10 protein-coding genes are annotated in these 14,203 nt (G+C 38.3%); 1 reads left to right on the top strand and 9 read right to left on the bottom strand.

Translation table 11 applies throughout. The features are described from left to right. Positions 1 to 3 precede the first annotated feature (3 nt). Entirely contained in the window at positions 4 to 1,920 is a 1,917-nt protein-coding gene (locus BQ5338_RS00270; protein WP_235816349.1) for an AAA domain-containing protein, read from the top strand. Between the two features lie 84 nt (positions 1,921 to 2,004). Here BQ5338_RS00270 and BQ5338_RS00265 read toward each other — a convergent pair whose 3' ends face one another. From BQ5338_RS00265 to ilvN, 9 genes are all read right to left on the bottom strand, one after another. Next, a complete protein-coding gene (locus BQ5338_RS00265) occupies positions 2,005 to 3,048 on the bottom strand; it encodes a BACON domain-containing protein (RefSeq protein WP_071144830.1) in 1,044 nt (347 codons plus the stop codon). 14 nt (positions 3,049 to 3,062) lie between these two features. Continuing rightward, entirely contained in the window at positions 3,063 to 4,322 is a 1,260-nt protein-coding gene (locus BQ5338_RS00260; protein WP_071144829.1) for a DUF4302 domain-containing protein, read from the bottom strand. A gap of 7 nt (positions 4,323 to 4,329) precedes the next feature. Further along, complete coding sequence (locus tag BQ5338_RS00255; RefSeq protein WP_205409921.1) at positions 4,330 to 5,217, bottom strand: zinc-binding metallopeptidase; 888 nt, start codon at positions 5,215 to 5,217, stop codon at positions 4,330 to 4,332. 20 nt (positions 5,218 to 5,237) lie between these two features. After that, positions 5,238 to 6,800 (bottom strand): RagB/SusD family nutrient uptake outer membrane protein, encoded by a 1,563-nt coding sequence (locus BQ5338_RS00250; RefSeq protein WP_071144828.1) that lies wholly within the window; start codon positions 6,798 to 6,800, stop codon positions 5,238 to 5,240. A gap of 11 nt (positions 6,801 to 6,811) precedes the next feature. Then, positions 6,812 to 10,120, bottom strand: coding sequence for a SusC/RagA family TonB-linked outer membrane protein (locus BQ5338_RS00245; RefSeq protein WP_078063337.1), 3,309 nt, complete (start codon positions 10,118 to 10,120; stop codon positions 6,812 to 6,814). Positions 10,121 to 10,898: 778 nt separating this feature from the next. Further along, positions 10,899 to 11,723 carry an acyltransferase family protein gene (locus BQ5338_RS00240; protein WP_394331118.1) on the bottom strand — a complete coding sequence of 275 codons (825 nt, stop codon included), beginning with the start codon at positions 11,721 to 11,723 and terminating at the stop codon, positions 10,899 to 10,901. Between the two features lie 41 nt (positions 11,724 to 11,764). Then, on the bottom strand, positions 11,765 to 12,811 hold the full coding sequence (gene ilvC / locus BQ5338_RS00235) for a ketol-acid reductoisomerase (protein WP_071144825.1): 1,047 nt from the start codon (positions 12,809 to 12,811) through the stop codon (positions 11,765 to 11,767). A 74-nt stretch (positions 12,812 to 12,885) separates the two neighbouring features. Further along, the gene (locus BQ5338_RS00230; RefSeq protein ID WP_071144824.1) at positions 12,886 to 13,641 is read right to left on the bottom strand and encodes an acyl-[acyl-carrier-protein] thioesterase; all 756 of its coding nucleotides are present in this window, start codon (positions 13,639 to 13,641) and stop codon (positions 12,886 to 12,888) included. Further along, positions 13,638 to 14,198, bottom strand: coding sequence for an acetolactate synthase small subunit (gene ilvN / locus BQ5338_RS00225; protein WP_071144823.1), 561 nt, complete (start codon positions 14,196 to 14,198; stop codon positions 13,638 to 13,640). Before ilvN ends, BQ5338_RS00230 begins: the two co-directional genes overlap by 4 nt. Between the last annotated feature and the right edge of the window lie 5 nt (positions 14,199 to 14,203).

Raw genomic sequence — 14,203 nt, 5'->3', positions numbered from 1 at the left:
CAAGTGAATAAGAACAACAAAGACATTCGCAATTCTATCTCCGATCTGCAGCAACAGCAACTTCTTTTGCGTATGGAGTACGAGTACGAAAAAGAAGAATTCCGTCGCCAAACTCAAACCATGGGTATAGGCAGAAAAGTCAAACGAGGCCAATGTTGGTATCCTGTGTCAACTGGTCGAACTTTTTACAACTCTCTAAATCAATTGGTTATCGAGATAGAACGAAAAGAAGATAAAGACATAGAGCATTCTTTTGAATTCGGACGTCCGGTTTGCTTCTTCACGCAAGATACTTCGGGACAGATACACTATTTCAATTTCACCTCGCAGATTAGCTTTGCTGATGAAGAAAGAATGGTGGTTGTTCTTCCCAATATCTCGGCACAAATGGATATACAAGGTGCCGCTCATTTAGGCGTACAGCTCTATTTCGACGAAACGAGTTACCGAACCATGTTTGAGGCATTAGCCGATGTGCTTCGAGCAAAAAACAATCGTCTTGCCGAGTTACGTGAAACTCTCCTCGGTACTCTTCTTCCTCGTAATCGGGAATTGTTCCCTCAACGTTTTCCATGGTTGAACACCACTCAAGAGGAGGCAGTAAACAAAGTACTGAGAGCCAAAGATGTTGCTATTGTTCATGGCCCTCCCGGAACGGGAAAAACGACGACTCTCGTCGAAGCAATTTACGAGACCTTGCAACGAGAAAACCAAGTACTCGTTTGTGCCCAAAGTAACACGGCCGTCGACTGGATAGCTGAAAAACTTGTAGACAGAGGCGTACCCGTATTGCGCATCGGTAATCCAACCCGAGTGAACGATAAAATGCTATCTTTTACTTATGAACGTCGCTTCGAGAGTCATCCGGCCTACACGGAGCTATGGAGCATCCGTAAATCAGTTCGTGAAATGGGTAGCCATCTCCGCAAAGGTAGCCACTCCGAACGCGAAGGCATCCGAAACCGCGTCAATCGCTTAAAAGAACGAGCCACAGAAATAGAAATACTCATCAACGAAGATATTTTCTCTCAAACACGTGTTATTGCCTCTACATTGGTCAGCTCCAATCATCGGGTACTCACCCACCATCATTTTTCGACCCTGTTCATTGACGAAGCAGCACAAGCTTTGGAGGCAGCTTGTTGGATAGCCATCCGCAAAGCAGACCGTGTAGTGTTAGCAGGCGACCACTGTCAGTTACCGCCAACCATTAAGTGTATTGAAGCCGCCAAAGGAGGGTTAGAGAATACGTTAATGGGAAAAATTGCCCTATCAAAACCCACTGCCGTATCTTTACTGAAAATACAATATCGCATGCACGAAGCCATTATGCACTTTCCTTCCGAATGGTTCTATGGCGGAGAAATAAAAGCCGCCTCCGAAGTGCACAACCGCAGCATACTCGATTTTGATACTCCGTTGGAGTGGATTGATACCTCTGCCTGTGAGTTTTACGAAGAATTTGTAGGTGAAAGCTTCGGCCGCATCAACAAATCTGAGGCTGAACTATTACTTTTAGAGTTAGAGACATATATCAAGAAGATAGGAGAAGAGCGCGTTTTAAGTGAGCGCATCGACTTTGGCCTCATCTCACCCTACAAGGCCCAAGTGCAATATCTCCGTAACGAAGTAAAACGCAGTAACTTCTTTCGCCCCTTCCGCAGTCAAATCACTATTCACACCGTAGATGGTTTCCAAGGTCAAGAACGAGACGTCGTCTTCATTAGTCTGGTACGCGCCAACGCCGATGGACAAATTGGGTTCCTTAGCGACCTGAGACGAATGAACGTAGCCATCACCCGTGCCCGCATGAAACTCGTCATCTTAGGTGATGCTTCTACATTGAGCATGCATACTTTCTACAAAAAATTGTTTGAGTATATTGGGAGAGAAGGGAAAATTAAACACATACACAAGTAAAGAGGGTGAATGCCTCAATGATTCATCCACCCTCTTATTCTGGAATTAGGAAAATGCCTAATTTATTTCTACCTTCTAATAGTATTATTGCTTTATCATAAATGGCTTTTTGAAGTACAAGTATGTACCAAGTCTATTACTGGAAGAAGGTGGAGAAGCTGTAAATACGTACATATATATCTCATCAACAACTCTTCCAGGCCAAGAGCCATTATCAGCAAAAACAATTGTCTTATCCACTCCCGATGGAGAAGCCTCAAACTCGACTGTATTGTCCCAAGTATAAGAGCCTAACGATGAACTTCCAAGACATAAATAAATTGGATAAGATGCTGATCCATAAGTACCTGTTTTCTGCCCAGCATTAAGAACAATACATCCATTATCAAAAGTATAATTCACTGAGAAAAAGCCTGCAATGTCTCCAGTAAGAGTATTTCCATCTGCTCCAGCAATAATTGTTGCAGAATATGCTTCAAGAGCACCTGAATCATCATAACCATAGATTCCCCATGTGCCAATATAGTCATTTACAGAAGCCTGTACCACACCTATCGAATCAGTTATATTCCCCAAAGTATAGCGTAAATAACCCTTACGCGGTAATCCTGTCACATTTTCTGCAACATGTACCTTTACGCTATCTCCCACCACAGAATAGGATATCCAGGCTTTAGAAGGTTTAAAAGCAGCAGACACATTTGATTTAAACTTAATGATCAAAGAATCGGCTACATCCGTTCCAAATTTAAGATCGCCCGCATCTTTCATTAAAGATATGCCATATTGCGTAACAGCAATAATAGTAGACTTTGTCCCTGCCTTAATTGTAACATAGGTAGAACGTCCCGTCAAATTAGGATTTTCAGTAGCTGATACATTTATAACTTCACCTGATACGGAAACAGTTAGCCAACTATCGGCAGCAACGGCTCCCAATGCTTGATCGGCAACAACCGTAATAGTCCCGCTACCTCCTGCCGCCGGCAAATCTGTTTGAATAACCTTCTTGACTACTAGCTCATTATCAGCTACACTCAAACCACCATCGTCATCACATCCTGTGAAAGCCAAAAAGCAGACAAAGAAAGTTAAAGTCACATTGGCTATTTTTCTTATTGTTATCATAATAAAATCTTTTTTTAATTAACTTTTACGGCTCCGTTTATATACGGAAATTTGGCAGTTCCTCCTGAGTATATACCGAAATAAGCATCAGCAGAATCAAACAGATACAAGAGATAAGAATCTATGGTATAACCAGGCCACATACCATTATCACTAAAGGTCAAAGTTAAAGGGTTTAGAGAGGTTATTTTAGATTCCATACCAATGCCCTCATTTTTTGTAAAATAAGTAGCTTTTGCATCCCACGGACACAGTTTGACTATATATCCATTATATTCACCTACAGTTTGTGATATAACAGAAACCTTGTCGTCAGCACTATTGTAGATAGCGACAAACGGGAATGGTAACTTAGGACCACTTACAATAAATGATTGACCAGGAACCTTTTCAGAAACAAGCATAGAATACAATGTCTTGTTTATATCAACAGACCATGCTCCCAGATATTTCTTATATTCAGGAGAAATGTAGACTTTGAAACTTCCCAGAGTACCATCAACTGCTTTTCCCGAAAAAATGGTATCAGTAACATTCCATGTTAGCGACTCAAAAGAATGCCCTGCAATATCAACTGGAGTATGAAATTTTATTCCCGTAGATGAATAAATAAAACTTGGCGTCGAGGCAATAGAACCATCTACTTCAACAGACATCACATGCCAGCTGTCTGAAAAAGATAATTTAACGTTCTTATTATCCACAACTCCTTTATAGTCAATGTACGGATTCTCATCTTCTATTTTAACTATGCTATCCAAATGGGTTTCCCAATTCATTGATTCAGGCATAGGAGTCATGACCATTTTATTAGCCCATTTCTTACCCTTTAGCACAATAGAGTCTGTAGATGCGCTCATTATTACAAATTCAAAATCACCCTGATATCCGTCTAAAGAGCCGTATGATGGTGAACCAAAATAGTGAAGAATAGGATTGTAAGTATTAAAAGTAAGCACCGGTCCCTGATCACTGACCAGAGCATACGACGAATGATACACCGCATCCGGTGAAGCTATTTCTGAAGCCGCAGTGACTTTCCCGTTGGCAAATGAAACAATCGTATTATATCCTCCGTAAGAGTATCCTGTACCAGCATAGTACTTTAAGAGCCAACCATTTTTTGGCGCTTGCAAAATGTTACTATAAGTAGCCAAAGCTTCGGACATTCTTTCAGAAGCCGATTTGTCGAATACTTCTTTTTCATCATTAGCACAAGATTGAAAGCCACATGCCAAAAAGAAGCTTAGTAATGCATATATTATTTTCTTCATTATCTATTTACTTTAAGGTTTCCAAATCAAGATTTTCAATTTCGCTCTGACGTCTTTGAACAACATCGCGCAACTCATCCAAATCAATCTTCCATGACTCTTTCATATATGTTTTCACTATGGCAATTTTTTTCAAGATAATAGCCTTTCCGTCATCACCTGCTGCATCAAGTATGGCCTGCCATTGATCCTTTGAATAGGTTACATATATAGAAAGATTTTCAACAAAGTCTTCATTCGGTTCACTTTGAGCATAAGCACTCACAAATCCACGTTGATGCGCCTGTACATCAGTCGATTGATACCAGTTACCGCTAATATAAGAGGCTTCAGATATCAGTTTAAAGCTTACATCATACGGTTTCTTCTGATTTAAAATATGCCCGAATTCATGATGCATCGTTTTAAAATAATAATGATTAAGTGTCTCCGGATCTTCAATCCAGCTTTGCGTCAAATTATTCACAAGATAAAGTGTAATTTTCAGTCCACCTGCTGCTGTTCCCAGCACAATTGTATTGTTTGAGTTATAAGCAGCTGAACCTACAAGATAAATGATACGAGGTACATAAGTCTTGGTAAAAGTAACACCGGCCACTTCATCATAAGATTCAAGCCAGAGATGCTTTATAAGAATAGCAAGCTTCGCAGCTTTAGCTGAATCTGCAGGCACTAAGTTATAGTCCATGTCAGATTCAATATCTTCCATCTTATATTTAAAATCTATATTATATGGGTAAGTATAACTCTTCAGCAACCAGCGCTCCAGAGAATCTCTTACAACCACCGTAGTACCAAAAACACTATCGGAGCTTAACTCATCACCCGATTCACAGTTAGTGATCGAGAAAGAGAGAGTAAGCATTAACATTCCAAAGAATATTTTTTTTATCATAATGATTTATTTTTTTGTTTTCATCTTGGGTTAGCAGTAATACCGGCAGTAATTACATCTTGTGGCAATTGAATAGCACGACGAGGATCACTTACAACAAGTGAATCGGCTACTTCACCTACTTTCATATTAGCATTCATTGTACGACGATAAATAACCATGCCATAACGTTTTATATCTTGCCAGCGTAAACCTTCATGCAAAGTTATCAACCTTCTGAGCTGAAGAATACATTGCAAAAGAGGTTCTTGAGTTCCTGTCTCTATGGTAAAATCAGTATTAAATTTTTTCTTCACTGTTGGGCTTGTAGGAGCATAGTAAGCAATAGCAGAATAATACGCCTTTATTTCATCCAAAGTAATTCCATTAGTTGATGAAAAAACACTAAGCAAAGTATTGATATCTTCAACAGCCTTAGTATATTCTGTCTTTAGAGCATAAGCTTCTGCCCTGCAAAGCAGTGTTTCCTCAGCATTAAACACAGAATAAACAGAATGCGCATTACCTATACCACTTGAATAATCAGTATATTCAAAGTAATAGCCAATTTTACGAATTACCTCTTTCGGCAGACTCGAATTGGCAAATGCGCCGTAATAAAGAACTTTTAGATTCTCACCCCAAGGACCGGATGCGCCTATCGTTTCATTCTTAGAAATATAAGTACCATGCCCGTAACGATCGCCCATTGAGTAATTTCCACCAATGCCTCCCCACAAAGAATAAACACTTTGCAATAAGAAATTTGCCTGGACATTAGAGTCCACATAAGCATTTGGTTGGATTTGACCATTTTTAGACAAATTATTCCATGATTCCCAATCTCTCAAAATACTTTTTGGCGATTCGCCCAATGCTTTAGTTGCATAGGCTATTGCCTTATCGTATTTCTGATAATATAGATTAAACCTTGCCGCAAAAGCATATGCTGCTTTTTTATTAAAATGGTAAGAAGGCACAGAATAAGCGGCATCATCTATCAAAGACAATGCCTCTTCAATATCGGCATCTATCTTGCTATACAACTCGGCCAAAGTTCCTCTATCATATTTAGGCGAAATAGTAGTTTCTGGTTCTGTTGGATATGGAAGTCCCAACTTTTTGCTGGCCGTTAATTCCGAATAAGCATCACAGAATACATTTGCAAGCATAAAATCGGCATATGCTCTACACATCAAGGCTTCACCCTTTTCAGCCTGCAATGTAGGCGTATTTCCTAAATTAATAATTGCATCCAATGCTGTATTGGCTGTAGAAAGAGCTGTATAATAACCTTCCCAAAGATTTTGAGGAGTCTCGTCTTGACCAACCTCAGTTATATCATCCCATTGATAAGCCTGTATCTGAAATCTATCGTATGCTAAATAATTATTAGCCATATTATCTGTATTATCAGAAGCCATTTCAAATAGCATATTCGGATTATTTTGAGAATAAGCTGAAACTAACAGCTGCCCTACTTTATCTTCGGTATCAATTTCAGTTCTGTTATCCGGTAAAACATCTAGATAGTCATCGCACGAAGCAAATATAAGGATCATGCACAACAGGGCGTAGTAGTATTTATTTATTTTCATATTCATATTTTTTTATATTAAAATCCCAACTTAAGTGTCAATGTAAATTGCTTTGGAACAGGAGCCGCAACACCTCCCGACCGAAAAAATTCAGGATCTTGTCCATTCAACTTAGAATCAGCATAAATTAAAAATAAATTAGTTGCCTGCAGTTTCACCGATAAATCTGCTATTTGAGTCCTTTTTATCCAACTCTTAGGGAAATCATACATCAAAGATATTTCTTTCATTCTCACGAAATCTCCTTTTGCTACCCGTACATCAGAATAATTATAAGCATTATAGGCAACTTTCAGAGATGGATAACTTGTGTATTGTCGTCTGCTGGCAAGAACAGGCACATTAGTCTGAGTTGTATTTCCCGAAATGACCCAACGATTTTTAAACTCTTTAGTCATTGAAGTTAAATCATTATATCTAGCATCGAACACATCATCCAGACGAACTACGTTTCCGAAAGAATAGGTTACAAACACATTCAGCTTGATGTTTTTATATGAAAATATATTACCAAAACTTCCTGTAATAGTAGGATCTGTAGGACCTTCATATTTTAAAAAACTTAGTTTATTACGCTCCTGAAAATTAATATCTGTAATTGTCAAATTACCAGATTCGTTAGTAAAAGTAGGCAAACCATCTTCAGTTAACCCTCTAAAAGGTATTGAGAACAAACTTCTAACAGGATAACCTTTCATGGCAAAACCATTTCCATTCACCAAATCAATCACTCTAGACTGAGACATCAAATCGGTAACAGTGTTCTTGGTGTGTGAGAAAATAAAATTCGTAGACCATTTAAAATCCGGAGATACAATATTTTTCGTAGAAATAGTTAATTCTTCTCCATTTGAGCGCATCGAAGCAGTATTTGCATATCGAATAACGCCACCTGTTGTACCAGTAGTTATAGTAGGCCCTATCAAGTCAAAATTATCACGCTTGTACCAATCGAAGGCTACGCTAATGCGGTTGTTTAAAAAGCCGGCGTCAAAACCAATATTCAATTCATGCTTTTTCTCATAAGTCAGCTCACTATTTTCCGATTGTTCCTTCTGTAAACCTGATTCTTTTACACTGGAAAATGGTCGATACGGGATATACGCTTTGATAACAGCCGTAGAATTCGTGTATTTAAGAGGTCCTCTATCTGCAGTTAGGCTATAAGAGGCCTTAATAGTAAAATGTGACAATGTTGGTTCTAGTGATCTGAAAAAAGCCTCTTCATGCACATTCCACGAACCCGCCAAATTCCAAGTTGGCAACCAACGAGAAGAACGAGACTTACCGAGTCCGTTAGTACCCTCATAACGATAAGTGCCGTTAAAGGTATACTTACCTTTATAAGAGTAGGTTGCATTACCAAAAAAAGCAGCGTTTCTTACCCTAGTATGATCTAACGAATAATAGTTTGTGCCATCCTCAACTCCCTTCTTAAAGAACTGATACACATAAAATGGAATTTCCCCCTTAGAATATTGCATTCCCCAGCCATTAAAATAGCTCTTCTCACGATCAATACTATTCAATTCCATTCCACCAAAAAGATTCAATATATGTATTCTATTAAAAGTATGATTCCAACTAGCTGTTGTACGGAAGTCATATCCATTCATACGATTATCTGTTCTTTTATAAATGCCACCATTGGGCAGGATAGAAATAGGTAATGCATAAGGATTATCGGGATCTGTATACAATAACGGGTTATTATCACGGATGACACTGGTACTCATTGCTCTGTAAGCTTCAGCTTGGTTTGAATTATCCAACAGATTATGCTCTTGAGAAGTTGCCGAATATTTAACTGCTCCCAGCACACTTAATTCCAACTCAGGTATAACTTTCCATCTCAACTCCCCCTGAAATCTAAGGTCTGTCACGTTCAGGTCAATATAGTTAGATTGCAGTTCATGCACAATGTTAAATGGAGCATAATTACTTGTATAGTAAACAGACGGATCTAGCGCACGAGAAGAATTTAAGGCATACGAGTACGGATTTATATCAAAATCTCTCTTTACCTTACCCGAAACAGCATCCACATCCTGGCTAAGTGTACCAGGCGCTTTTTGCTTACGATACGAAGCATTAGAAATCATATTAAACGTAAGATTATCTAAAATTCTATAGTTTGCATTTAAATTGGCAGTGTATCGATTCACCTCACTCTGTTTATACCATCCAGGATCAAGCATTGCACTCAATGATGCGTAATAACTTGCTTTCTCATTTCCAGATGAAATACTCATTGAATGATTTTGCGAAATATTTTCATTAAATAACTCACTAAACCAATTTGTATTCCTCATTTCCGCACTTTTCAAATAACCATATTGGCTTTCCTTGTCGTTTCGTAATAAAAATTGACCAGTAGTTTCATCGTACGTATTCATTAGCTCGTACATTTTACCATAAACACCACTTTCAGCATAATTGGCTGTTTCAGCATAGTTTAGCCAGCCTTTCTCTTGCATCTCTTTATAAATTCCCATTTGGTCCTGAGAATTTAATATATTAAAATTCCCATAACTAGGCCTCAGGCGATAAGTCAACTCACTAGTATAGTTTATACGACTTTGCCCTGCCTTACCCTTCTTGGTAGTAATAACAATCACACCAGCCATCGCTCTTGCACCGTAAATGGAAGTAGCACTACCATCTTTTAATATCTGAAAGCTCTCTATATCATCTGAATTTAAACCAGCAATAGCAGATCCAATAAGTGTTTCGGCATCTCCGGAAGAAAGAGCATCGGCACTCACCTCACTTACATCCTCCATAATCACACCGTCAATCACCCAAAGAGGTTTAGAACTACCATATATAGATGTAGCGCCGCGCACTCTAATTTTAGGAGCAGTACCAAAAGTTCCTGAAACATTCTGCACGGAAACTCCGGCAGAGCGTCCTTCTAATGAACGACTAATATCAGGAATACCATTAAGCATAGCATCACTAGCATTCAATTTATCTGTTGCACCAGTAAACAAACGTTTGTCCATACGGGACATACCAGTTATAACAACTCCCTCAAGACTTTCTGCTGTACTTTTCATTTTCACCCTCATACCATTCTGAGCTTTTAACTCCTGACGTTCATAACCAATATATGATATGACCAAGATTTTACCCGTTGCTACAGTTAAAGTAAATCGTCCATCGACATCGGTAGTCGTGCCCGTCGTTGTACCTTTCACCAATATCGAAGCTCCTATGACTGGTTCCCCAATCTCGTCAATAATGCTACCTTTTATAGCTTTCAATTGAGCAAATGCAACGATACTTAGAAACATACAGAATAATGTAATTCCCGTTTTTTTCATAAGCGATACTCTTTTTTTATATAATACTAGAATAATAATAGTTAATTGAACAAACATATACAATACATAATATTTGCAAAAATACAAATTATTTCAACAATATTGAATAAACAAAAAGATATTAGTGAATTAATTGCAAATTAAATCAATTTTCACTTAAATTGGATAAAATGCTTTATATTTGAAATAAATATCAATTCAATTATTCTATTTTATATGAAAAATAGACAATACGAAAAAAAATCATAAGGATCATTATGACGTAAAATAAAGAAATAGAGCATCACTATCATTAATAATAGCACAAATAGCATACTATATGAATAATACATATTTAATATAATATAAAAAAATTGGTGTTACTAATTTAATAAAATACTAGAACTATTTAATGACTTAACACCGAAAACAATACAGTAAAATACGGTGAATATATAAAGATAATCTATAAGCATTCTTCTATAAGAAAGAAAAAAGCGAGAACCCCTTCTGCGTAGCTGACAAGCCATAAGAGGTAAGCTCAAGCCAAAGAAAAGGTACATTTATCTCTCAGTTCTCCTTATTATCGGATATTTCATATCAACTAAGAATATAATAGATTCACTCACATTATTCGCATGAACCTACTATTAACTACTTTAGATGTCATCATTAAACTCTTTCTCGATTAAAAACACTTCGGTTTACGGGCGTAAGCTGTTAAGATTAGGCCTATAACATTTATCACAAAAGATAAATGAATTCACATCAACTTTGCCAATACTTAGCAAGAAAACCATTAAAATACTTTCTTCATTCCCGGTATTAATCTAAACAGATGAGATATTGCAAAACAACATGGAATGCCTATAACCAGAACTAAAGCAAGTTTTGCTAAAGGTGAAGCAGAAAGTTGCTCAACTAAGAAAGTACAGCATACTACCACCATTGGGTGAATAATGTAAGCAGCGTAGCTGTCACCGGAAAGGGTGAGAATAAATTTATTCGGTCTATTGAAATATTCTTTAGAAAATGCCAATAGAAAATAGCTAATACCAACACACATCACCGGCTCCCACATGGCATAAAACAGGGCTGACAGATTAAGTCCTCCAAGGAAAGGAGTAACGTCTTCTGCCCTTGTTGCAATCATTAATATAAGAATACAAATAAGCGAAAGGGCAAACCAAGGGATAGCGCCTTTCAATGTTAATTGTTCCATCCAATTGCATCGACAAGCGATAATACCCACAAGATACATACCGATATAAAGAGAGAAAAAACCAAATTGCAAGCCAAAGAAAGAGGTACCGACCGGATAAACCATTCGAATAAGATAAGCTACAAACCCTGTTAAAATCATAAACATGAATATCCCTGTTGTTGAAGGCAATTTATCAGGAATCAATTTAGATAAAGTGCCGGCAAAGAAACGACGATAAAAAGCATAAACCGTTTCAATAAACAGAAGCGTCAACACAAACCATATGGGACCGGGTTCTGCATGGTGTGTATCCATCATCCAGACAAAGCTTACCCAAGAAGCGTCAGTTTTATCTAAATAAAGATGTATCCAATAAACAAGAGTAGGATGAATCAATGCAGTACAAACAAAAAAAGGGATGCCCCAACGGACATCCCCTACTATTTAAAATTGCTAATCAATTAATTATTTTCCGGACGCAACTTACGAACAACAGCTCCTGTTCTCCACATTTCGCTTTCGCGAAGTTGACGAAGTTCTTCATCCAACTTCTCGCGGTAATCCGGTTGAGAGTTAGAATCAATAGAACGTTGTGCTTCGTTTCCGACTTTTACTTCGTGGTAAAGTTTCTCGAATACAGGTTTTGACGCATCGTGAAATGGTCCCATCCAATCAAGAGCACCACGTTGAGCTGTAGTGGAACAGTTTGCATACATCCAATCCATACCGTTCTTTGCAAAAAGAGGCATCAATGATTGAGTCAGTTCTTCTACTGTTTCGTTGAATGCTTCAGAAGGAGTATGTCCGTTCTCACGCAATGTCTCATATTGAGCAAGCAACAATCCTTGGATAGCACCCATCAATGTACCGCGTTCTCCGGTAAGGTCTGAATAAACCTCACGTTTGAAAGTTGTCTCGAACAAGTAACCTGAACCAACACCGATACCCAATGCAACAACACGATCCCATGCGTGACCGGTTGCGTCTTGGAAGATAGCATAAGAAGAGTTCAAACCACGACCTTCGAGGAACATAGTACGAAGAGAAGTACCCGAACCTTTAGGAGCTATCAGAATAACATCTACATCAGCAGGAGGAACGATACCGGTACGTTCTTTGTATGTGATACCAAAGCCATGAGAAAAATAAAGAGCTTTTCCGGCTGTCAGGTTTTCTTTTACTGTTGGCCATACTTCAATCTGGGCAGCATCCGAAAGTAAGTATTGGATAATTGTTGCACGTTGACAAGCTTCAGCAATATCGAAAAGAGTTTCGCCTGGTACCCAACCATCGGCTACAGCTTTTTCCCATGTTTTGCCACCTTTGCGTTGGCCTACGATTACATTAAATCCATTGTCGCGCAAGTTCAGCGACTGGCCCGGACCTTGTACACCATAACCGATAACAGCAATAACTTCATCTTTCAATACCTCACGCGCTTTTTCTAACGGAAATTCTTCACGTGTTACCACATTTTCGGTAACCCCGCCAAAATTCATTTGTGCCATTTTGTTTTAGTTTTTAAGCCTTCTCTTCCGCGATAACGGATAGACGACTGATTATTAATATATTATTTAAACTTTTACTCAAATATTATTTTCGAACGACAAACGACTTCGTCTTCGTTCTTCTTCACTTCCAGATGATATTCTCCTTCAGCGACTTGTTGTTTGATGAACGATAACTCATCACCATAATAACTTTCAGCAACATAAGCCATTTCGAAACGATGGATATGTTTTGTCTTATACATTTCAATAGGAAACAGATCGAGAATATGCTCTATGTAGCGAATGCTATTGACGTGTCCATTAATATCAATATCACTATATTTTGCCACTATAACCGAGACAATCTCTTGTGTGTCAACCTTAATACGCGAAGGCTTTTCTATCGGACAAGATTCTTCGCATACATAATCAACAATACCACCTCCATGCAAAGCCAACAGATCAGCCGGTTTACGAGTGGCAAGGTTGATCATCGCCCACACCGAACGAGCATAACCTATCTTCTTTCCATCTTTATTAATAATAGCAAAGTTACGATCAGTAAAGAGGCGGTAGATATTTTCCACCCACGTCTGAATCGTAAATTCTTCGTACTGATAAGGCATCTCATCCAGTTCAATAGCTAAGCGAGATAGCACCCAAGTATAATTGTCTTCGTTAAGAGAAGCGATACCAAAGCCACGGTCAGTAGAATGAAATCCGGCACAGTTCAGCAGATGATTGCCTAATACCCCCATTGTCAGTCTACCGTTAAAATCAACATGAAAAGGTTCCGCTACAAAATGATACGTTCCAACCTTACTATGCTTACTATCTTCGTCACTCATTCTTCACAGTTCTTTTTGCACCGAATGTGCTTTTCTTCTCTTTCAGTAAGGTATTCGCTAAGTTTCTCTACACAACTTTTAGTGATAGCAATACGTCCCGAGCGTACAAACTGTAAAATGCCAATTTCTATCAGATCATCATAAAGCGACTGCGTTTCCTCCGTAGTACCCGACTTCTGAATCACCAGAAAGGTGGAGTTCACTTCAATAATGCGTGCATTATGTCTACTTACAATATATTCTATTTGATTGCTTTCCAATAATTCCTGTGTAGGAACTTTATAGAGAGCAATCTCCCGATAAAAGATTTCATCATCGGTAAAGTAATGAGCCTGTACCACATCAATACGCTTCTCTATCTGCTTAGTAACCTTCTGTATCGTATCTTCATCGGTACATAACGTAATTGTATATTTGTGGATACCTTTAATAGAAGACGCCGAGACATTCAAGCTCTCTATGTTCAACTGTCGACGGGTAAATATAGTGGTAATCTGATTTAGAATACCAGCGATATTCTCCGAATAAACGTTGAGGGTATATAATGTTTTATCCATAATCT

Origin of the sequence: Bacteroides ihuae (genome assembly GCF_900104585.1) — a bacterium.
Taxonomy (GTDB): Bacteria; Bacteroidota; Bacteroidia; order Bacteroidales; family Bacteroidaceae; genus Bacteroides; species Bacteroides ihuae.
Note: the sequence above shows the minus strand (reverse complement) of the source record. Positions and strands in the feature narration are given on the sequence as shown.